Source organism: Streptomyces sp. NPDC046859 (genome assembly GCF_040645135.1).
In the GTDB taxonomy this organism is placed as follows: domain Bacteria; phylum Actinomycetota; class Actinomycetes; order Streptomycetales; family Streptomycetaceae; genus Streptomyces.
Genome location: NZ_JBEYXR010000030.1, coordinates 1 through 20191 on the forward strand (window position 1 = coordinate 1; position 20191 = coordinate 20191).

The following is a 20191-nucleotide window of genomic DNA, read 5'->3' on the forward strand; positions in this document are numbered from 1 at the left end:
AGCGGTTCCAACTTCGGACCACGACGCGGCACCGGCACCCCGGCAGAAGAACTCATACGAGATCTAACGACGGACTACCGGCGCAGGACACTAGTACGGCATCAGGCAACGTTCGCCCTGCTCCGTCTGCGACGATGACTCCATGGACGAAGAAGTCATTCCCATTCTTCGCGTCGAGGACGCTGCGGCGGCGGTCGCCTGGTACGAGCGGCTGGGCTTCGCCAAGCAGTGGGAACACCGCTTCGAAGCGGGACTTCCCGCGTTCGTCGAGGTCGCCCGGGGCGGGGTGCGGTTGTTCTTGTCGGAGCACAAGGGCGATGCCCGCCCTGACACGTTGGTCTACCTCCGCGTTCGTGATGTCGAGGCCATCGCCTCCGAGGTCGGTGTCCAGGTGGAGGATGCCCCGTGGGCGCGTGAGATCGAGCTGCGCGACCCTGATGGCAACCGGCTGCGCATCGGCACGCCGACGGTATGACCATCGCCGACAGCGCGCGGCAGGGAAGCTGTGCCGGTGGCTGAGCGAGTACGCGTCCGCGAGATCGATGAGGCGAGGGCAGCGCACCAGCGCGGACCGGGTCCGGATGTGATCCACAACTTCAACGCCGACGGCTTCGCCTCCCTCTACCCGAGGGACAAGGGCGGTCGGCCCAGGACTGACATTCACCCTGCCCGAGCGGCGCGAGATCAAGAAGATCGCCAAGGCCAGGCCGGCCGAGCACGGTCTGCCGTTCTCGACCTAGAGCCTGGCCAAGCCGGCCGACTTCCTGGTCGCCGAGGGGCGACGACCTTAGCCACGAGGGCCTTCGGATCCTGCTCCGCGAGGAGGGCGTGTCGTTTCAACGCATCAAGACCTGGAAGACCCCCCGCGACCGCGACGACGCCGACAAGAAGGCCCGCGTCGAACACCTCAAGATCCCGACCGGGAGCCGAGGCCCCGCAGGCGAGCGACCCACACCCGCCCGCACGGGGTCAGGCACTCCCGTCGACCGGTGCACCGCCGCCGAAGCGCTGCACGTGGGCCGCTGCGCCTCCAGGCACGCCCGAGCGAGCCAGAGGCTGGACGACCCAACGCTGCGGCGGACGGCGGGAGCAGCTGGTCCCGGCGGGACGGCTGCTGGATGCGCCGCGTGGTCACGGTCGTGCGCAGGCGCCTCGGCGAATAGTCCTGCGGCCCGTGCTGCGCTCATCCACCTGCCGGGGTGAAGCTGACGTCCAGGCGCGTGAGGCCACGGAAGTTGAGACTGCGCTGCCACTGCGGTTCAGGGCCGTCGAGGCGAAGGTCGGGGAACCTGGTGAGCAGTGCGCCGAGCGCGACCTCGCCTTCAAGCCGGGCCAACGCCGCGCCGAGGCAGAAGTGAGGACCGTGTCCGAACGCGATGTGCCGTGTTCCGGACCGTTCGAGATCTAGAACGTGAGGGTCCTGAAAGGCGGCGGGGTCTCGGTTGGCGGCGCCGCACACAAGGAGCACGGTCTGCCCCGCAGCGATGGTGCGTCCCGCCAACTCGAGGTCATGGCGTGCTCGTCGGAGCAGCAGATGCACGGGGGCGTCGTAGCGCAGAAGTTCCTCAACGGCGGCGGGCATCAGATCGGGGCGCTTGCGCAACTGGTCGGCGGCGTGCGGGTGGCGCAGCAGAGCGAGGGTCGAGTTGCCGATGAAGTGGGTGGTGGTCTCGTGGCCGGCGATGAGGAGCAGGGCGCAGTTGGCGAGGAGTTCGTCGAGGTCCTGGTCGGTTTGTTGCGCCTGTGTGGTCAGCAGTCGGCCCAGGGTGTGCGGAGTGGAGGTGTCCTGGTGTGAGAGGAGGGTGCGGAGGTAGTCGAGTGTGGACGCCATGCTCTGCGAGGCCGTGCGATGGGCGTCGGCGTCGAGGCTGGAGTTGCCGATGGCCTCGGCGATCGGGGCCGACCACGCGGCGAGGGCGGGGCGGTCCTGCTCGGGCACGCCGATCAGGTCGCAGATCACGGTGAGAGGCAGAGGACGGGCCAGGTCGGCCATGACGTCCATTCGGCCAGTGGGCGCGGCCTGCAGGAGGAGCCGGTCGACTGTTTCCTCGATCCTGGGGCGCAGCGACGCCACCGCCCGTGGTGTGAAGGACTTGCCGATCAGGGAGCGCAGCCGGGTGTGGTCGGGAGCGTCGCTGTAGAGCATCTGCCGACTCAGGACTCTCGCCAGCGGGCGCAGTTCCTCGGCGACGGCACCGATGTCGGGGTAGCGCACCGACGACAGCCTCGGATCGGCCGCGGCGCTGCTGACCAGTGCGTGCGAGGTCGCGATCCAGGCGTCCAGATGGCGGTCGAAGAAGAGGTCGTCGGCACTTCGCAGCTCGTCGTAGAAGTCGTAGAGACGCTCTTGGACAGACGGACGAAAGGCCCGCAGCAGTGTAGGAGTTGTGCGCATTGTCAGATGCTAGGGATTTCGCCGAGGGACGGGACGGTTTCGTCGACTTTGGATGGATCGAATACGCGCCCTGCAGTCCCCGTACGGGGCGCGATGTCACCGGGCTCCCCGATTTCGACTTCTGGGACCTGCGCGGCAGCGCGCGGTCGGCGGTGCTGCGGACCAGGGAGTCGGGGTCGCCAGCGAACGGCATTTGTTCGTCGTAGGACAGTGCATCCAGCAGTCGCAGAGCGGCCAGCGCCCGGGCCCGGGGCAGGGAGCGGGGGTGACAGGTGAGTGGGCGCAGTAGCGCGATGTCCTGCGGGTGGCATTGATGCACGAACGACAGTGCAAGCCCACTCCTCACGCCGCATCCGGGTCGAACACGACATCGTCCACCTCAAGAACTGGCGGAGCCTCGACATCGTGCGCAACGCCCAGTAGTGCCTTACGTACACCCGGCCTCTCGGCGCCGCCGTCGGCCCGTCATGGGCAGAGCTCGTTAGCTGGTGGCAGGCGACGAACCCCGCCGGGTCCGGTGATCAGGCGGCAGGCTCCGGGCGTCTGTGCGAACGGCTTGCAGAATCGCTTGCCTGCCCGCCGGAGAAGGTCCTGTCCCCCACATACGCGGCGCTGTACTTCCGAGGCGGAAGGCTCGCTCTGCCTGTTCCCCGGGTGCATCGCCACCACGACCCCTACACCGCAAAGGCCCGAGCCACGCCCCGTCCTTTGGCGAGGCAGCGTATGGACTTTCTCCTGCTGCTGCCCCACGGGGTGCGCGTGGTTCTGGAGCTCGACGGCCAGCGGCACTACTCGGTCAATGGCAAGGCGATCCCGAGCTGCAGTCGACATGCTGTTTCCTCTGCGTCCCAGGTCCGCCGACGCACCGCCCGCACGATCACCGACGAACATGGCCTGATGGGTGCGGGACGTGCTCGCACCGATCTGGCACGCCGCTCGGACCAGGAAAAATGGACAGAATTGTGATGTTGCGCAGACTCGGGGAAGAAGGTGCGGCAACCGCAAGGAGGTTGCTGTGAAGGGTGGAGATCTGGAACTGGGCGAGTTGCTGGCTGCCGCCGAAGCGGCCCCGCCCGGTGAGTCCGTCGACGTGGTGGCACACGACCTGCAGAAGCGGTTCGGTGCCGAGGCCGTGTCCTTCCTGTTCGTCGACCTCATCGGCCAGCGGCTGGTACGCCTCGCCGCGGCCGGCAACGAGGTCGCCGACCCTGGCGAGCTCATCGACCTGCGGAACAGCGTCTACGACAGCGTGTTGCAGAGCCAGCGCCAGCATGTGGAACCGGACGGCCAGGGCGGATGGCGCGTCATCACGCCGGTCACCAACCGGGGCGACTGCATCGGCGTCCTGGAGGTGACCCTGCAGGCCGCGGACGACATCGTGCTGCGACAGGTCCGCGACGCAGCCCACACCCTGGCCTACATCATCGTCACAGACGGGCGCTTCACCGACCTGTACCACCTGGGCCGGCGCACCACCGACACCAGCCTGGCCGCGGAGATCCAGCACCAGCTGCTTCCCTCGGCCTCCTGCTGCGAGGCTGCCCAGTTCACTCTGGCCGCCGGGCTGGTACCGGCCGACGACATCGGTGGCGACACCTACGACTACACCCTCGACCGCGACACCCTGCACCTGTCCATCACCGACGCCATGGGCCACGACACCAACTCCGCGCTGCTTGCCACCTTGCTGGTCAGCGCGCTGCGCAAGGCACGCCGCAGCGGCTGCGACGCCCTCAAGCAGGCCCACCACGCCCATCAGGCCCTGCTGAGCCACAGCAGCGGCCTGGCCACCGGACAGCTGCTGTGCGTCGACCTCGAAACGGGTTTGTGCGAACTGGTCAACGCCGGCCACCCCCGGCCGCTGCTGCTGCGTGACAACGCCGTCGAAGAGGTGAAACTCGCCGTCAACCTGCCCTTCGGTGTGGCAGCCCCCACCCCCTACCGCCTACAGCAACTACAGCTGCGTCCCGGGGACCGCCTGGTCCTGCTCACCGACGGCATGCAGGAGCGCGGTGCCGCGGCCGTCGACCTGGGCTCGGTCGTTCACGCCACCCGCGCACTGCACCCACGGGAAGCCGTCCGGAGCCTGACCGCCGCGGTGCTCGACGCCTGCAATGGCAACCTCGAGGACGACGCCACGGTGCTCATACTGGACTGGCACAGCAATCGCAGCCGGCCGGCCGGACCGAACCCCGACCCCGCGGCAACGACGGCCTACTCCTCAGCCCCTCCTGAGAGCGGTCCTTCTTCAGGCCACGGCGAGCGCGTCCTGCCGATGTGATGGTGGGCAGGCGTACCGGAGACCTCGCTCCCTATGGAGACCAGTCGAGGACGACCTCCCGCACGCAGCGGCCCTCGCCTGGTGCAAGGCGTAGCGACGCCGCTATCGCCGACCTGGAGCTGGAGAACGCGCAGTTACAACATGCTGTCGGCTCCCGCGCGACAGTGGACCAGGCGGCCATAAGCGTTCTGCCCGCGACCCAGCGGATTGCGCCGACGGCCGGGTTCGCGGCGCTGCTCGAGGTATCCCCAGCGCACCGACGTCAGGCTGCACGCGGTCGCCGAGGCCCTGATCGACTGGGCGTTGGGGCGGCCACTACCGGAACCAATCGGCCAGGATCCGGACGGGACGGTGCGGCGGCACCCGTAGCGGGTGAACCGTCCGAGCCGGGCCGAGCAGTGCCTCGAATATGGCCTGCTGGGCGGCGGGGTGGCGGTGGGATGAGCACGGCGACGCGCGGCCGCCTTTGAGCGTCACTCACGCGCCGGTGAGCAGCGACGAAGACGTTGATCGGTAACCCTCTCGGGGGTGGCTGATACGTGCCCCGGCGGTGGTGGGGGTGTCGCGCGAGACCCCCCGTCGGGTTGTTCCAGGGCCGGAGTGGGCTGCCGTCTCCCCACCGTGTTGCAGGTGGTCCTGGATCAGGCCTCGAACGTGCTCACTATCGAGCCGGACAAGCAGTACCTGCGCGAACCGCTGGATACCCAGCTGGACCTCACGACACTCGGCGCCGGCTACGTCCGCGAGGCGCACGAACACCCTGGACGACATGGACACCGACGACCCCAAGTTCATGCCCCGGCTGCTGCAACTGCGCACCGAGGTGCAGGAACACGCCAGGACGGAGGAACGATACGAGTTCGCCCACACCCCCCGCAGCACCGACGTCACCCACCTCGCCACCATGGTCAAGGCCGTCAAAGCCGCCGAGGCGATGGCTCCCACCCGGCCGCACTCCGAGTCGGCCACCGCCAACGTGGCCCTCGGTCCGGTGGCCGCCCTCATGGACCGCACGAAGGACGCCGTCCGCAAGGCCATGGGAAAGGACTGACCAACAGGAAGTCGTCAAGTCGGCCGACCTCAAGATCGCCAAGGGCGAAACGAGACCAGTCTCCAGGGGCCGCAGCCGGTAACGCGCCGAACGCTACAGCAGCCGCGTCACGAGGCAGGGCTGCAACGGGCCGGCGTCAGAAGTGAGTCTCTGACCACCACCGAGCGATCGAAGCGTGGGGCGTCCGAGCGCAACATCGCTCGGCGAGGGCCTGCTGGCGCGGTACCACGCCAGCAGGCCCTCGCCGAGCTCGTCGTAGGAGGCAGCGGAGGCCAGACCGACGCAGACCACGACTGGCGATCGGCACCCGCACCAACAGCAGACGTGCCGGATACACGGACTCCGCGCGGATGTCGTCGATCACCGCGCCAGCCCCTGGGCTCACGCTCCAGGTGGCCCAGCATTCACAACCCGCCCCGACAGCCGGAACCGGGGCGGCATGGCGTCGCGCTCATAGTGGACCGGATCCCCTCCGGCGCAGACGGACAGTGGCCGCCCGCGGCGGACGCGGTCAGCCGCCCGGCCGGATCACCGCACGCACGCAGCCGTCGTTCTTCTCCTTGAACATGTCGTAGGCCCGCGGCGCCTCGTCCAGGGGCACGGTATGGGTCGCCAGATGGGCCGTGCTCAGCTCTCCGGCCGCCAGCCGGTCCAGCAGCATCGGGATGTAGCGCTGGCCGTGCTGCTGGGCGCCCCGCACGGTCAGGCCCTTGTTGATCACCGCGCCCAGGGGGAACTTGTCGACCACCCCGACGAAGACGCCGAGGATGAACACTGTGCCGCCCTTGCGGCAGGCGTGGATGGCCTGCCGTACGGCGGTGGGACGGTCGGTCTGGAGCCGGAGCTGCTGCTTGGCCTTGTCGTAGAGGTGGACGGGGCTGTCGCTGTGAGCTTCCATGCCGACCGCCTCGATGCACACGTCGGGGCCTCGGCCGCCGGTGCGCTCGCGCAACTCCTCCCCGATGTCGGTGCTCGTGTAGTCGATGACCTCGCTGCCGATGTGCCGCTCGGTCATCTGCAGGCGCTCGGGAATCCGGTCGATGGAGATCACGCGTTCTGCGCCCAGCAGGATGGCAGCGCGCGCCGCCATCTGCCCCACGGCCCCGCAGCCCCATACGGCCACCACGTCACCCGGCTTCACGCCCCCCAGGTCCGCGCCCATCCATCCCGTGGGGACCGAGTCGGAGACGAACAGGGCGCTGGTGTCGTCGATGCCCTCCGGCACGGGGAAGGCGCCGTAGTCGGCGAAGGGGACGCGTACGTACTCGGCGTGGCTGCCGCGCAGTCCGCCCATGGCGTGCGAGTAGCCGAAGATGCCGCCGGTCTCCGCGCCGAAGAGGGCCTGGCCGATGCCGGGGTTGGTGTTGGTGTTGTCGCACAGCGACCACAGGTCGTGGGCGCAGTACCAGCAGCGCCCGCAGCCGACGAACGAGCAGACCACCACCCGGTCCCCGACCTTGTGGCGGCGTACCCCGGCGCCCACCTCGACGACCTCCCCCAGGAACTCGTGACCGATGACGTCCCCGGACCGCATGAAGGGGACGTATCCGCCGATGAGATGGAGGTCCGAGCCGCAGGTGGTGCCGGCGATGAGCCGCACGATCACGTCCTGCTCGTTGCGCACGACGGGATCCGGCACCTGCTCCACGGCGAGCTTGTTGACACCTTCCCAGCACAGCGCCTTCACAGCACTCCCTCCCCGCGCGCGCGGCGACTCAACAGACCGACGAGCTTCCCGCCGGGTGTGTCATGGGTGGTGGGCGGTGCATCCGGCAGCAGGACCTCCCCCGCCTCCAGCAGCGCCTTCGCTTCGCGCAGGGAACGGCGCAGGTCCTGACGCGGATCCTGGCCTGCGAGCCGTGCGGGCACGGACGAGGCGGCCGACGGCATGTCCTTCAGGCGCACCGCAACTTCGGTGCCCCGGTCGCCGGGTGCGGGGCGGATCCGCGTCTGGATCCGGTCGCCGTACCTCTGCAACGGCGTCGGCAGCTTGTCGGCCTGGATGTCGGCAGGTGAACGGTTGATCGTCACCGTCAGCCAGCGGTCGGCGGCGGCCGGATCCGCCGGACGTGCCTTCGAGCGCCGTAGGGCGACGACGGCGCCCGCGGTGAGTCCCGCGGCGGCTGCCCATAGTGATTTCCGGAGCGTCATGGACGGTCACATCCTCGGATGATCAGGTACGACGGGTGAGCAGCACCCCGGGCGATCAGGCCCTGCAGAGGGGAGCACGGGTGCACGCGGTCACGGTGAGCCTTCTCTCTCGGAGCGCGTCGCGGTGCGTGGCGAGTACCCCCGCTCGGGTTCGGAATCTCGCAGGCGTCCGATGCTGACATCATGCCGATCCGCTGGCCGCCGACCGTGTCGGGGACCAGCGCGGCACTGAGCTGCTCAGGCGCGGGCCGGGGTGGGCCATTCTGTCCAGACCTGATCAACTGCTCTTGCCCATCGCCTTGCGGAGGGCGTCACGAGTCCGGTCGATCACTGCTGCCACGGGTCCGACGGCGACATTCTCCGCCGCCGTCTCCGCTCCCGGATGCGGGCGGGTGGGTGCCACCGCCTCGGCAGCACGGACAGCCGTGGCCATCATGGCGAGCTGTCGGGCTCCGGCCTTCTCGCGCAGGCCGGGGAACTCGTGCTGTTCCTCCGAAGCCGCGTGCTGGAGCACGTCCGCGCGCAGTTTCCGCAAGGCGGGCATGAACCCGGGGTCGTGGGGGTCCATGTCATCGAGTCGGCTCAGCTGCTCCTTCGCGGCCCTCTCCTCCTCGAGACGGTCGTCGACCACCAGCTCGCCGTCCTGCAGGAGACGGCGGGCTGCGGGGTGGACCACCTCCTCCTCGGCTGTCTCGTGGACGGCCAGCAGGCGGACGAGCCTGTGGAATGCCTCCGCCCGGTCGTCGGCAGTGGCGTTCTCGATCTCGGCGAAGAGATCACGGATGTGGTTGTGCTGCTGCATCAGCAGTGCCACGACGTCGTCGTGCTCGCCGGCGTCGTCGAGGCGGGGCATGGCGTCGGTCAAGACATTCTCCCTTGCGGTGCAGTCCCGAAGCTGCGTCGGCCCGCGGACAGCGGGCCCTGGGCTTCGTCCAGGTTCTCCCTGGTGACGGGCGGCCACGACCGCACAGGGCCGAACGGCGCAGGCGATCACCCAGGGCGAGCAGTCGGGATCTTGACGTCGCACGGGAGCCGCGCGCCGCTCCGCATCACGGCCTACCACCCGGTGGGGACACCCGGCGGGGGTACCCGGGGCGGGTCTCCGGAATGCCGGGCCATGAAGGGGCGTCGCGATGGGCGTGGAGGACCGGATCGCCGAGCTACGCCACGTCGCCCGGAAACGGTTCGGGGGGAGCCGGCCCGCGCGATGCTGTTCTACCGGCCCAAGGACCTGGGATTGCAGAAGCTCCTCACGGCCCGAGCCCTGGACACCGACGCACTGCGCCGGATCATGACCACGCTGCTCGGTCAGGACGCTACACGCAGTCGTAGCAGGACCACGCAGCTGTGCGGCCTGTCGCGCCGGAAGACCAGCGATCTGATGAACCTGCTGGAATCGCGGGAGCGGTGGCCGTCGAGGGCAGGCGCCGCGCGGTCCGGGCTCCGCCCGGCCGTCGGCAGACGAGGCCACGGAAGAGGCGGCACGGTGTTCGAGCGGCGGCTCCGCGTCGACCGCTCGACCGCTCGACCGCTCGACCGCTCGACCGCTCGACCGCTCGACCGCTCGACCGCTCGAGCATCGAGCATCGAGCATCGAGCATCGAGCATCGAGCATCGAGCATCGAGATGATGCGCGGGTACGCCGAGACGCCCATCTGCCACCGCCAGCACCTTCTGGGCTCCTTCGGCGAGCAGTTGGACACACAGTGCGGGCAGTGTGACGTATACGCCCGCGAGGACGAGCACCACGCCACCGGGGCCGGGCACCGGGACGCCGCTCCCCCGCCCGGGCGCGGGTCCTAGGGACGAACAACCGGGTGCGCGGACGCGGCGTGGGGTGCGGGCACCGTGATGCGCACGGAGGAGGACCGCCTCGTCGTGCTGTCCGAGCAGGTCGGCTACAAGACGCTTTCCCCGACAGCAGTACAGGAGGGCGACTTGCTGATCGGCACCTGATGCACCGGCGACCGGACCGCACCGAGCAGCAGGCGAAGACACCACAACCGTGTGCCGCGCTGCGTCGGGGTACCCGCCACCGGACACCGTCCGCGGCCGCTGGGGCGGAAAGGCATTGCGGCCGGTCTGGGCAGAGGAGAGATCCATGCCGAAGACGATCAGGGAGCAGACGGTTGAGCGACTGGGCGGTCCGGGCAGCGTGCTGGCGCGGCAACGCCGTGATCATGCCGAGATGGACAGGTTGATGGACCGCTATCAGTCCCTGACGGACAGCGAGGAGCGCGAACAGGTCCTGCAGCAGACCGTCCAACTGGTCTTCAGCCATGCCTTCGCCGAGGAGACCGTTCTGTGGCCGGCCGTCCGGCGCTCGGTCGAGGACGGGCACGAGTTGACCTCGCGGGTCGAGGAGGAACACCTGCAGATCAACGATCTTGTCGCCGACATCGAACGCCTGAGTCCGGGTTCTCCTGAGCGTGAGGAGGCGTACGGCGGGTCTTCGCCTTGATACGGCAGGACATCCGCGACGAGGAGGACCTGGTGCTGCCCCGGCTGCAGGAAGCGTTGCCCGCTGCCCAGCTGCGCCGGCTCGGCGCGGCATGGGACATGGTGCGCCGCAGCGCGCCCACCCACCCCCACCCCGTCATCCCGCGGCGCCCGCCCGGCAACGCGGTCCTGGGTGTGCCGCTCGGTCTCTACGACCGGATGCGCGACGCCTGCGGACTGAACACGTCCATGGCCCCTGCCAAGAAGGTGTTCACCGGGCTCGCCGGGGCTCTGGTGTTGGTCGCGGCCGTGGCGATGCGCCGCAGACGACGTTGAACCAACCTGATGCGGCGCTGAGGGCCGAAGGGCGCGCGGACAGGCCGTCGACGGCGTTCTGGATCTCGGCACCCGCCCGGTCGGGAAGGTCCTGGTGCCGTGGGGTGCGGTGACAGCGGGTGAGCGCCGGGCGTTGCGGCTTCGGACGCAATGCCTGAGCCGATCCCCTGTCGTGGATCGCGCTCGAAGGACTGCGATCGTATTGCATGAAGAGGGGTAACCGGGGGTCATGTTCTTCTTCAGCAACCGCGTCGGCTGCCTCGGTTCCCTCCTCATCAGCGCGGTGGCGACCGCCATCCTTGTCATGCTCCTGAACCGCTGAACCACCGGGGGCGGGTTACTGTCCTCGGCCCATGCGTGCACCGCCCAGATCGTCGGGCAGAGCGATCCGGGCGGTGATACGCGTCCATACCGGAATTCTTCATAGCAGGAACTGCAGAATCTGTCGGGCTGTGGCGTCGGGCCGACTGAAGTGCACCGCGTGGGCTGCGCGGGGCACCACGGCGAGTCGGCCCTGAGGCAGGTCCGCGGCCACCCGCTCGGCCCAGAGCTGGGGGGCCACCCGGTCGTCGGAACCTCTCAGCACCAGGGTCGGCGCCTCAACCCGACGCAGGTGCGCCTCGAACGGGCCGGACGCGTCCTGTCGTGCGTAATGGAACCCCGCAACGAACCGGGTCGCTCCAGTGACGAGGTAGTCCGCGGCGGCCACACCGAGGAGGGACAGCGGTTCCTTCGGCACATCACTCAACAGCCGCAGCAGTTGCCGCACCGGCGACAACGCCGTGACGTCGAGTGCAGGGCCGATGAGCACCATCCGCTCCACCAGCCGAGGGTGCTGGGCTGCGAGCGCCGCGGTCACCTGGCAGCCGACCGAGTTGGCCACCAGGACACAAGGACCGATCGCTGCGGCGGTCCGCCAGCGCAGCAACGCTTCCAGCGTTTCCTCGATGCCGAGGGGGCGCCGGACGGCCCGCCGCGAGCGTACGTTTCCTGGCAGGTCTGGTACCAGCACGGTGCGCCCCGCGGCCGCCAGCAACCGGGCGAGAGGGGTGAAGTAACGACCCGACAGCCCGAGTCCGTGGACCATGACGACCACGGCTTCACTCGGTGGCCAGGGTCCCAAGCGCAGGGTGTACAGACCCGCGACGCGCCCTTCACGCGGGGCTACCGACCGCACAGCCTGCTCAGCCACACCGAGCGAGGGGACGACAGTCGCGTACCCGTGTCGACCAGCAGCAGACCGGCGCGTATCGAAAGACGGACGAAGAAGTCATGACACCTTTCGTGGATGCGACGCGGTAGGTTTGGCTGGCCCCATCCCTCGAAGACGGGTCCGCGCCGGAAGTGGGCCTGGCTGACGGGGCCACTGTTCTCAGCACGTCGGCGCCCCGCGCTCTGATGGTGACCGCATTCCATGCCGGGAGCGCACGACGCAGCAGCGCGGGAGCGGCGTTAACCATTGCGGTCATGGTGTGGCAACCAGCTCTCGTCTTCCTCGGGCGTCTCGGTCGTCTCGTCAGCCATCGTGGAGGCGGGTCTCCTGACGGTTGTCGTCCTCCTCAGGATGAGCTTCCCTTTCCCCCGGTGACCTCTTCCAGCGGGCTCTGACGGCCGTCAGCCGTATCGGGAGTGTGCATGACCGGGACGGCCGGGCCTTCCCGGCGGGCGTATATGCCGGCACCCCTGCACCCGCAACCCGGGAGCGGCGACCCCCATACGACGATGTGGCTGCCCGGGAAGAGAAGGTCCGGTTCATCCTCACTTTTCCGGCAGCATCTGAGGTGACTATGCGACCAGGGCGGCGCGGCTACATCCCGACAGGCAGCACGATCCCGACCCGGGCAACGGCGAGCTGGCTCTGAACGCAGTCACTCGGACCGTCGGACGCCAGCCCCGTAGGCATGACTGCGGGGCAGGGGTCCGGCGTGGGCGTGGCGGCCGGGGCGGGCGGCGGCGTGGCGCTGTCCGGGGCCCGGGCCGCCGCGGGCGGCCAAGGCGTCGGCGACGGCACCCGTGGCGAAGGCGTAAACGGCCTTGTTCAGCAGGTCCACGACGAGTTCCTTGCGGGGCCAGGTCTGCGGCGGGGCGCCGACGCCGGTCGCGTTCTCCAGGATCTGGTCGTTGGTGAGGCGGACGACGGCGAACTTGGCGGAGGCGACTGGTCCACGCAGTCCGGCCTGGGCCATGATCGAGCGGAGGACACCGAGGAGGGCGGCCTGGCCGTAGTGCATGCCCCAGTTGACCGGCAGCGGCTGAGGGCCGGGGTGTTCGGGCAGGCCGATCAGCCGCTGCAGTACACGCGCCGGCACATGGGAATCGGGTCGGCCGGTGACGGCCTGCTCGATCTTCTCCCCGAGGGTCATCACGACGCCTCCGACGGTACCGGCGAGCAGGCCCTGCCACAGTGCGCGCTTGATCATGCCCTGGCGAGTACCCGGTACGACCGCCTTCACCCACTGGCCCCGCGGCAGTCGGCCTCCCGGTGGCCGCACGTGCGCGGAGAGGCCCCCACCGTGTCCTCTGCCTCTCCCACACCCGGACCCGGCACAGAACCGCGCCAAGTATCGGCGAGATCCGCAGCGTGCTGCTCACCGTCGGAGTGGGTGGCGAGCGCAGGCGTGGGCTCGCGTCGCGCGCATCACGCTAAACGGATAGTTCCGACCCCGCCCGTGATGTGCGGAGACGCCATGTCCTTGGTCGGCAGGCTGCTCGACGGCTGCCCCGCCGAGACCGGGATGCCGCCCAAGATTCTGGCCGAGGCGGTCGACAAGCTGTACGAGTGCGCCGGGGACTGCCTGCCCTGCGCCGACGCGGCAGGCCGCAGCGACGGCAAGGGCGGCGCGGCTGCGATAGGTTGCCGCGTGCCTGCAGGCCGAGTTCAGCGTGGCCGAAAGCAACTGAGGTCGGACCGCGCCTTGGCGGGATCCACGCCCCTACTGCCATGTTGAGCTCGAACCCGGGGATTCAGCCACCGAAGTCACCTCGACGCCAGGGCGCATGCGCGTCCGAATGCGAGTGAACGTCAAGACCGTGAATCGATTGATCTCACTTTCGGCCTGGTGAGTTGATTGCGACGAGTTTGACTTCGAAGCCGTCGTCATTCTCCAGGTAGGCGGCGTAGTGCTGTCTGCCGCCAGCGTAAGGATGCCGCTCGGGGAACATCAGGTGCCAGCCGTGCTGGGCGGCGTCGGCCACGAGCTTCTCGACCGTGGTGGCGTCTTCGACGTGGAAGGCCAGATGGTTCAGCCCTGGGCGGCAGCGGTCGTGCTCTTCGGCGGTGAGGGCCGGCGACTGCTCGATGACCAGGTAGGTCGGCCCGAGCCGCCAGCTGCGTCCGCCTTCCCAGCTTTGGTAGAGGGCGTACCCCAGCGCCTGCAGCAGCCAGCCGAGTGAGGCGAGCGCACGATGGAGGTCCGGCACCCACAGCTCGACGTGATGCAGCATGCCGTGCGACGGCTGGCTCATGCGGAGACCGCCCCGGGGCGTTCGACGCGCTGGCCGCGTTCGAAGCAGGCTCTGGCGCGGACGAGGGCGAAGAGGTGGGGCGTGTTCACCGCTCGCCGACGGGCCTGGGCGGACTCGACTTCGGCATGGCGTCCGGGACGTTGGCCGTTTTGTGAACCCAGCTCCGCTGCTCGCGGGTGGCGGGGAACACCTCGGCCAGGGCCTTCCGGAAGCCCAAGGCGCCGTCGCCGACCGAGCGCCGGGGCGCGCAGGCCCCGGCGGGCGCAGCTGCGGAGCAGGTCCATCCAGGACTCGAGCGATTCGCGGTAGCCGTCCCTGAGCGCGACCAGTTCCTTGGAGCCGTCGGTGCGCACCCCGGTGAGCGCCAGGACGCAGGCTTTGGCCTCATCCAGGCCGGCGTTGAGGTGGAGGTCGTCGGCCCACGTGTACACGTGATCGATCTCCGCGAGGTCGCGGTTCATGGACGCGGCGTGGTCTGCCTGCCTATGCGTCGTCAGCCAGGTGACCGTGGCCGGGGACAATCCGGCCGAGCTGCCGAAGGATTGCTCCAGCGAGGGTACGAAGTCGCCGGAGGACACGCCGTGCAGGCAGAGCAGCGGCGGCACCTCGCTGATCTTCGAGGACTTGCGGCACCACGGGGGAAGGATCGCGGAGGAGAACCACTTGCGCTCGCCAGTGGCGTAGTCGACGCACTTGTCGTCCACCCGCGGCGCCTTCACCTCGACGGCGCCGACCGCGGTGGTGACCCTCCTGGGCCGGTGGTAGCCGCTACGGACCACGAGCCGTCGGCCGTTCTCGTCGCGCTGGTCGGTCAATTCGACTCCGGGGGCCTCGACTTCCTCTCTCAGCAGGGCGGCCGGCGTCCTTCTTGCGCCTTCCCGGACCATCTGGTCGATCAGGGCGGAGCCGTCGGCGGTGGTGCCGTCGTCGTTGACTACGCTGAGCACGGGCCGCCTTCCCGACCGGGCTGGAACACCGGCCAACTCGATGACCATCAGTCGATCCACTCGGGAAGGTACGCCCTTCGCGTGCTCCCCGAGCTCGATCCACAGATCTTCAGGATTGCTCACGGATGGCTACGGGGTCGGTGCTCAGCACGTCAGCGATTGCGGCGGACGGACGGGTGACGGGCATACGAGCCCGCAAACAAGATGCCCTTGGCGTAACGGCTTCCCGTCACACCGGTGACAGGACCGCGACAAAAGCGCCCACAACTCTCAACGGGCCTCTCCTGTCTGACTTGGCGTGGACGGCCACGACCGGCCCGCCCGTCACGACACCACCAGGGGGAACACCATGAAGTCGATCCGCCACAAGGCAGCCACCGCCGGCGCCCTTGCCGTCCTGGCCCTGGGCGGCACGCTCGCCGCAACGACGCCGGCATCGGCCACCACGGCCGGCGCTTACAACGGGGCGTGCGGCGCCGGGTACGAGGTCTTCACGTCGACGCCGATCAAGTCCTCGCAGACCACTGTGGCCGCCACCACCTATGTGGCCTACAGCTCCGCCGACAAGCAGTGGTGCGCTGTGACGGTGCGCAACAAGCCCGGCGCCCGCGTGTTCATGGAGGTGACGCTGGACACCTGGCCGACCGGCGACCACCCGGCGAGGGACGCCGGTTCCTACACGACCTATGCCGGACCGGTGTACAAGGACCTTCCAGAGCCCGGCCAGTGCATGACCTGGAGCGGTTCGATCGACATCTACTGCAACTCGGACACGGGCCTGTGCCCCTGACCTGACGGCTACCGACGTGGTCGGCCACCGGGGGGTCGGCTGCGCCGACAGGTCCCGCAGCGGCAACACCGCCGCAACGAGCCGGACTTCCGGTTCTTCTCCACGGTTATGCAGTCGGTCTTGTATGTGTGGGGTCCGTCCTGCTCGGCGAGCGTTCGGCGCCGACCAGGGACAGGGCGGCGTTGTTGCCCCTGGCCTCCACGTTCTTGACGACGATGTGGGACGCGCCGTAGACGTTGACGCCGTTCCAGGCCGTCTTTGAGCTCGGGACCGGCCGGTGGCCGGGACACGCCATGAACGTGATGGGAGCTCCCGGGTGCCCCCGAGCGCTTGATGATCGACACGTTGGAGCCCTTACGGGGCTCGGCGCCCGGCGCTGGTTGTCGGTGAGCCGACATCCTCGGACAAGAGCAGGGATGGCTGCTCTGCTAAGTAGTCCACACAACCCTTGATGATCACGCGGTGACCCTTCCACTTCTCACGCGAGTCGAGCCCGGGAATGGGCGGGCCACGCCACGGGGTTGAGGGATACATGACTCAGGACGCCACGCACCACGCGCTGCGCGCGCTGCTCTCCGAGGGCCACGGCGGGGTGCTGGTCACCCTCAAGCGCGACGGTCGGCCGCAGCTGTCGAACGTCACCCACGCCTACTACCCGGGCGAGGACGTCATCCGCGTGTCCCTCACCGAGAGCCGCGCCAAGACCCGCAATCTGCGCCGCGACCCCCGGGCGTCATACCACGTCACGACCGCCGACCGGTGGGCCTACGCGGTCGCCGAGGGCACCGCGGAGCTGACGCCGGTGGCCGGGGACCCCTCCGACGCCACGGTCGAGGAACTCGTGCGCCTCTACCGGGATGTCCAGGGCGAGCACCCCGACTGGGACGACTTCCGGGCCGCCATGGTGCGCGATCGGCGACTGGTCCTGCGGCTGCGAGTCGAGCGGGTATACGGCATTCCGAGGGCCGCCGACTGACGGACCACCCGGGGGCGTAGGACTCCGTGCCCCAGGGCGGACGGCCGATGGCCGCGCCCGTCGCCGCAGTCCATGCTGCGCGGTCGTCGGGCCGTCGAGGAACTGGCGCGGAGATCGTCGTCCGGATCGACGGCCGCGGTCACATCCGCGTCGCCCGCCCCTGGCGCGAGACCTGGCGGCGGCGGAGCGGTTCTGGACCGAAGGGCTGGGCCGGAGCGTCGTAGGGCGCGGCGCGAGCGGGCCGGGACCCTGTGCGCACGATCCGCTGATGCCCGGGTGGCCGGACGCCGGCTGGCATCTGGCGCTGGTCCGCGAGCCCGCGCGGCCGGTCGAGCCGCGGCCCACCGAGGAGGACCTCCTGGGTGGGTCTCCTACGTGGACGGCCCGTGCCGGACGACCTGGTCGCCCCTTGGAGAAGTGGGGAAGGACAAAAGGTGCTGTCCTTCCAACCCCCTAGTGGACCGAGCGGCAGGTCACCCTGGAGGACCCGGACGGGTCCCTGCTCGTGCTGTGCCGGCGGGCCTGGTCCAACGGCCCGGCGCGCTGCGCCTGATCAGGCCGTCACCCGCTCCGGCTGCCCGGACTCGCGCGGCGCGGGCTCGCCGAGCCGCTCCGTCGGGAGGGCGGCTGTCTCGCGGGCGGAGATCGCGGCCACAACCGGCGACACGACCTGGCCGCGCGGTACGAGCCGGCGGACGACGAACTGGAGACGTACCGCGAACTCGGCATCCTCTACGACCGCGACCCGCACGGCGAGTTCCTGCACTGCTACACCCTGACCGACGGCCGGGTCTTCTTCGAAATCGTCCAGCGCGACGGCTACCGCGGCCACGGCGCGCCCAACGCCCCCGTGCGGCTGGCCGCACAGCACACGGCGCACTGACTTACTGACGGCTGACGGCTGACGGCTCACGGCTCACGGCTCACGGCTCACGGCTCACGGCTCACGGCTCACGGCTCACGGCTCACGGTACGAGTCACACCGGCGACGGCCGTCGGTCACACCAGCCCGGCGCGGCGGGCGACGTCTTCGGTGTGCCGCATGTGCTGGTGCGCATCGTCGCCGAGGGTGGTGAGGAGGCCGGCGACGACCGTCTCGATGACCGCGAGCGTCGGCACCAGGCTGTCGTACGGGGACGGGGTGGTGACCTGGCTGGGCAGGACGACCTCGGCGTGCGCGCTGGTGGGTGAGAGCCAGGTGTCGGTGAAGACGACGACCTTGCCGCCGCGTTCCTGGGTGAGCTGGGCGAGGGCCACCTTGTCGTCCTCGTAGCGCCGGTAGTCGAAGACGACGAGGACGTCGCGGCGGCCCAGCCGGGCCAGGGCGGCGGCCCGTTCCACGTCGCGTTCGGGCAGGACGTGGACGTCGTCTCGCAGTTGCATCAGGTGCAGGCCGAGGTACTGGGCGAGCAGGTGCGTGAACCGGCCTCCGACCAGGGTGATCCGGCGCTTGGGATCGGACAGCAGCGCCACGGCCCGCTCCAGGTCGTGCGGCGGGGTCTCGGCCAGGGTCTGGGCCACGGCGGTGGTGAACAGCTTGCTGCTGCGGGCCATGAGGCCTGCCGCCGAGTCGTCACCCGAGGTGTCCTCCGCGTCCTCGTACAGCGACAGCGGCGAGGCGTTGCGCTGGTCCAGCTCGGCGCGCAGGGCGGCCTGGAACTCGGGGAATCCGCTGTAGCCGAGGCGAGCGGCAAAACGCAGCACGGTGGGGGCGCTGACGGCGGCGCGTTCGGCGATGGTGGCGACGGTCTCGAAGCCGGCGGCGGGGTAGGCGGCCAGCAGCACCCTCGCGACCTTCCGCTCGGCGGGGCTGAGGGTACCCAGCTTGAGGCGAATGTCGTCGGCAAGTGTGCCGGAGGCCATGAGGGCTCCTTTCGGATCACGCGGTGCGCCGGTGCCGAGCCTAATGCCCGCAGGGGCGGCCGGGACCGGTCGCAGGTACCTGCCGGTCCCGGCCACCGAGCGCGGGCTGGAGTCGGTCACGTCACCGGGGTGCGACGTCGATGCGCAGTCCGACGAGCGTCTGCGCCGTGGTGCCGTCGCTGGTCCAGGCCGTGAAGCCGGGCTGCTTGGTGAAGGTGACGGTGAAGCGGGGCTTGCTCTCGTAGGTGGTGGCCGTGGCGGTGCGCTGGTTCCTGGTCTCGGCGAGTGCCTGGGCCGTGCCCAGGAAGGAGTACGGGACCCCTGAGGGGTTGTCGATCGAGTAGAAGACGTCGTCGTTGGCGGGCACGGGGGACGTCGTGCGGGCGATCAGGGGGCGCTTGCCGGGGGCCGGGTGTGCGGACCAGTGGTGGGCGTCGTAGCGGTCGCCGTTGGTGAGGTGGGTGTAGCGGGCGCGGGTGAGGGTCCAGCCGTCGGGTGTGGTGCGGGCGCGGGCGTCGCGCAGGTCGAGGATGCCCACGCCGTTGCTGCCGAGGACGGTCGTGGTCTCCTGGAGCGTTCCCGGGTTGTCGACGACGAGTGCGCTGTTCTCCTGCAGGGCGTAGACGCGGTCGTGGCCGGTGTCCGCGGCCAGGCGCAGCGCCCGGCCCTCCCTGCCCAAGGCGCCGGTGTGGGTGTCGACGAGGCCGGAGCGCAGGAAGCCGAATCCGCCGTCGGGGAGGTAGCCGAGCCGGGTGGCGTCGTCGAAGTAGCCGGCGGCGCTGCCGTCCCGCAGCGCCTGGTAGGACTCGCCGCCGGTGACCATGTCGGGGCCGGCGGCGATCTGTGCGCCCGCGGAGGTGCCGGCGACGACCGCGCCGTCGGCGAGCTTGGCGCGGACGGCGGCAAGCACCTTGGAATCGGTGTGCCGGGCGCCGTGCAGGAGGGTGGTGACGTACCGGTACTGGTCGCCACCACCGAAGAAGAACCCGGTCATGGAGTTGATCTGGTCGACCACGGCGTCCGAGTCGGCGTTGGCGACGTGGTCCAGGTCGACGGGGATCCATTCGGCGTCGGCCGCGCCGTGCTTCTTGAACAGTCCGGCGTAATAGGCGCCGTTGCAGGCCGAGTTGCTGCACTTCTCGGGGTCGTCGGCGTGCGGGTCCTGGCTCTCGGGGACGGACGCGGCGGTGAGGACACCGATGCGGGCGCGAGATCCGCCGGCCCGCTCGATGATCTCGCCGTACACCTGCGTGTTGTCGGGCGCGAGCCCGCCGCCCATCAGGACCAGGGAACCCGTCCGCGGTGCGCTGCCGGCGCGGACGGTCGCCTGAGCCGCGGGCGCGGCGGTGAGGGTCAGTACGAGGGCGGTGGCCCCGGCGACAAAGTGGCGCCGGCCGAGCAGGGAACGATCGCGCATGGTGTCTCCTCGGGAGGTGATCGGAGGGTCGAGGGGGAAACCGGGCCACCGGCCGGACCGCGACGCGGCCGGGGCCCGGT

The 20191-nt window shown here is 69.8% G+C and carries 19 protein-coding genes and 5 pseudogenes; 13 read left to right on the forward strand and 11 right to left on the reverse strand.

What is annotated here, in order from left to right:
- Positions 1–142: 142 nt before the first annotated feature.
- Entirely contained in the window at positions 143–475 is a 333-nt protein-coding gene (locus ABZ899_RS30935) for a glyoxalase superfamily protein (RefSeq protein ID WP_361352490.1), read from the forward strand.
- A 30-nt stretch (positions 476–505) separates the two neighbouring features.
- Positions 506–977, forward strand: a pseudogene (locus tag ABZ899_RS30940) (helix-turn-helix domain-containing protein); the annotation flags it as partial.
- Between the two features lie 206 nt (positions 978–1183).
- Here the strand turns inward: ABZ899_RS30940 and ABZ899_RS30945 are convergent.
- Positions 1184–2395, reverse strand: a complete 1212-nt coding sequence (locus ABZ899_RS30945) for a cytochrome P450 (protein WP_361352493.1) — start codon at positions 2393–2395, stop codon at positions 1184–1186.
- A gap of 723 nt (positions 2396–3118) precedes the next feature.
- On the opposite strand from ABZ899_RS30945, the gene ABZ899_RS30950 reads away from it, so the two are divergent.
- From ABZ899_RS30950 to ABZ899_RS30960, 3 genes and pseudogenes are all read left to right on the forward strand, one after another.
- Positions 3119–3361, forward strand: coding sequence for a hypothetical protein (locus ABZ899_RS30950; protein ID WP_361352496.1), 243 nt, complete (start codon positions 3119–3121; stop codon positions 3359–3361).
- Between the two features lie 49 nt (positions 3362–3410).
- Positions 3411–4676 carry a PP2C family protein-serine/threonine phosphatase gene (locus ABZ899_RS30955; RefSeq protein ID WP_361352499.1) on the forward strand — a complete coding sequence of 422 codons (1266 nt, stop codon included), beginning with the start codon at positions 3411–3413 and terminating at the stop codon, positions 4674–4676.
- A 760-nt stretch (positions 4677–5436) separates the two neighbouring features.
- Positions 5437–5727, forward strand: a pseudogene (locus ABZ899_RS30960) (hemerythrin domain-containing protein); the annotation flags it as partial.
- Positions 5728–6238: 511 nt separating this feature from the next.
- Here the strand turns inward: ABZ899_RS30960 and ABZ899_RS30965 are convergent.
- From ABZ899_RS30965 to ABZ899_RS30975, 3 genes are all read right to left on the reverse strand, one after another.
- Complete coding sequence (locus ABZ899_RS30965) at positions 6239–7414, reverse strand: zinc-dependent alcohol dehydrogenase (RefSeq protein ID WP_361352502.1); 1176 nt, start codon at positions 7412–7414, stop codon at positions 6239–6241.
- Entirely contained in the window at positions 7411–7878 is a 468-nt protein-coding gene (locus ABZ899_RS30970; RefSeq protein ID WP_361352505.1) for a hypothetical protein, read from the reverse strand. The genes ABZ899_RS30965 and ABZ899_RS30970 overlap by 4 nt, the downstream gene beginning before the upstream one ends.
- A gap of 277 nt (positions 7879–8155) precedes the next feature.
- Positions 8156–8743, reverse strand: a complete 588-nt coding sequence (locus tag ABZ899_RS30975; RefSeq protein ID WP_361352508.1) for a hemerythrin domain-containing protein — start codon at positions 8741–8743, stop codon at positions 8156–8158.
- Between the two features lie 342 nt (positions 8744–9085).
- Here ABZ899_RS30975 and ABZ899_RS30980 point away from each other — a divergent pair, with 342 nt between their 5' ends.
- The 4 genes from ABZ899_RS30980 (at position 9086) to ABZ899_RS30995 (ending at position 10653) form a co-directional block, all read left to right on the forward strand.
- Positions 9086–9508 (forward strand): hypothetical protein, encoded by a 423-nt coding sequence (locus ABZ899_RS30980; protein ID WP_361352510.1) that lies wholly within the window; start codon positions 9086–9088, stop codon positions 9506–9508.
- The gene (locus tag ABZ899_RS30985) at positions 9508–9681 is read left to right on the forward strand and encodes a RecQ family zinc-binding domain-containing protein (protein ID WP_361352513.1); all 174 of its coding nucleotides are present in this window, start codon (positions 9508–9510) and stop codon (positions 9679–9681) included. Before ABZ899_RS30980 ends, ABZ899_RS30985 begins: the two co-directional genes overlap by 1 nt.
- A 298-nt stretch (positions 9682–9979) precedes the next feature.
- Complete coding sequence (locus tag ABZ899_RS30990; RefSeq protein WP_361352516.1) at positions 9980–10339, forward strand: hemerythrin domain-containing protein; 360 nt, start codon at positions 9980–9982, stop codon at positions 10337–10339.
- The gene (locus ABZ899_RS30995) at positions 10336–10653 is read left to right on the forward strand and encodes a hypothetical protein (RefSeq protein ID WP_361352519.1); all 318 of its coding nucleotides are present in this window, start codon (positions 10336–10338) and stop codon (positions 10651–10653) included. Before ABZ899_RS30990 ends, ABZ899_RS30995 begins: the two co-directional genes overlap by 4 nt.
- A gap of 421 nt (positions 10654–11074) precedes the next feature.
- Here the strand turns inward: ABZ899_RS30995 and ABZ899_RS31000 are convergent, their stop codons facing one another.
- The 4 genes and pseudogenes from ABZ899_RS31000 to ABZ899_RS31015 form a co-directional block, all read right to left on the reverse strand.
- On the reverse strand, positions 11075–11749 hold the full coding sequence (locus ABZ899_RS31000; RefSeq protein WP_361352522.1) for an alpha/beta fold hydrolase: 675 nt from the start codon (positions 11747–11749) through the stop codon (positions 11075–11077).
- A 772-nt stretch (positions 11750–12521) separates the two neighbouring features.
- A complete protein-coding gene (locus ABZ899_RS31005) occupies positions 12522–13073 on the reverse strand; it encodes a hypothetical protein (protein WP_361352524.1) in 552 nt (183 codons plus the stop codon).
- 625 nt (positions 13074–13698) lie between these two features.
- Positions 13699–14118, reverse strand: coding sequence for a VOC family protein (locus ABZ899_RS31010; RefSeq protein ID WP_361352527.1), 420 nt, complete (start codon positions 14116–14118; stop codon positions 13699–13701).
- 106 nt (positions 14119–14224) lie between these two features.
- Positions 14225–15065, reverse strand: a pseudogene (locus ABZ899_RS31015) (transposase); the annotation flags it as partial.
- Between the two features lie 349 nt (positions 15066–15414).
- On the opposite strand from ABZ899_RS31015, the gene ABZ899_RS31020 reads away from it, so the two are divergent.
- The 3 genes and pseudogenes from ABZ899_RS31020 (at position 15415) to ABZ899_RS31030 (ending at position 17384) form a co-directional block, all read left to right on the forward strand.
- A complete protein-coding gene (locus ABZ899_RS31020; RefSeq protein ID WP_361352529.1) occupies positions 15415–15855 on the forward strand; it encodes a hypothetical protein in 441 nt (146 codons plus the stop codon).
- Positions 15856–16387: 532 nt separating this feature from the next.
- Positions 16388–16831 carry a PPOX class F420-dependent oxidoreductase gene (locus tag ABZ899_RS31025; RefSeq protein WP_361352532.1) on the forward strand — a complete coding sequence of 148 codons (444 nt, stop codon included), beginning with the start codon at positions 16388–16390 and terminating at the stop codon, positions 16829–16831.
- Between the two features lie 113 nt (positions 16832–16944).
- Positions 16945–17384, forward strand: a pseudogene (locus ABZ899_RS31030) (VOC family protein).
- Here the strand turns inward: ABZ899_RS31030 and ABZ899_RS31035 are convergent.
- A complete protein-coding gene (locus ABZ899_RS31035) occupies positions 17385–17597 on the reverse strand; it encodes a hypothetical protein (protein WP_361352691.1) in 213 nt (70 codons plus the stop codon). It lies immediately after the preceding pseudogene.
- On the opposite strand from ABZ899_RS31035, the pseudogene ABZ899_RS31040 reads away from it, so the two are divergent.
- A pseudogene (locus ABZ899_RS31040) lies at positions 17499–17714 on the forward strand (sugar phosphate isomerase/epimerase and 4-hydroxyphenylpyruvate domain-containing protein); the annotation flags it as partial. The gene ABZ899_RS31035 and the pseudogene ABZ899_RS31040 sit on opposite strands and share 99 nt — an antisense overlap.
- A gap of 116 nt (positions 17715–17830) precedes the next feature.
- Here the strand turns inward: ABZ899_RS31040 and ABZ899_RS31045 are convergent.
- A complete protein-coding gene (locus tag ABZ899_RS31045) occupies positions 17831–18694 on the reverse strand; it encodes a MurR/RpiR family transcriptional regulator (protein WP_361352535.1) in 864 nt (287 codons plus the stop codon).
- Between the two features lie 121 nt (positions 18695–18815).
- Positions 18816–20111 carry a cyanophycinase gene (locus ABZ899_RS31050; protein ID WP_361352537.1) on the reverse strand — a complete coding sequence of 432 codons (1296 nt, stop codon included), beginning with the start codon at positions 20109–20111 and terminating at the stop codon, positions 18816–18818.
- Between the last annotated feature and the right edge of the window lie 80 nt (positions 20112–20191).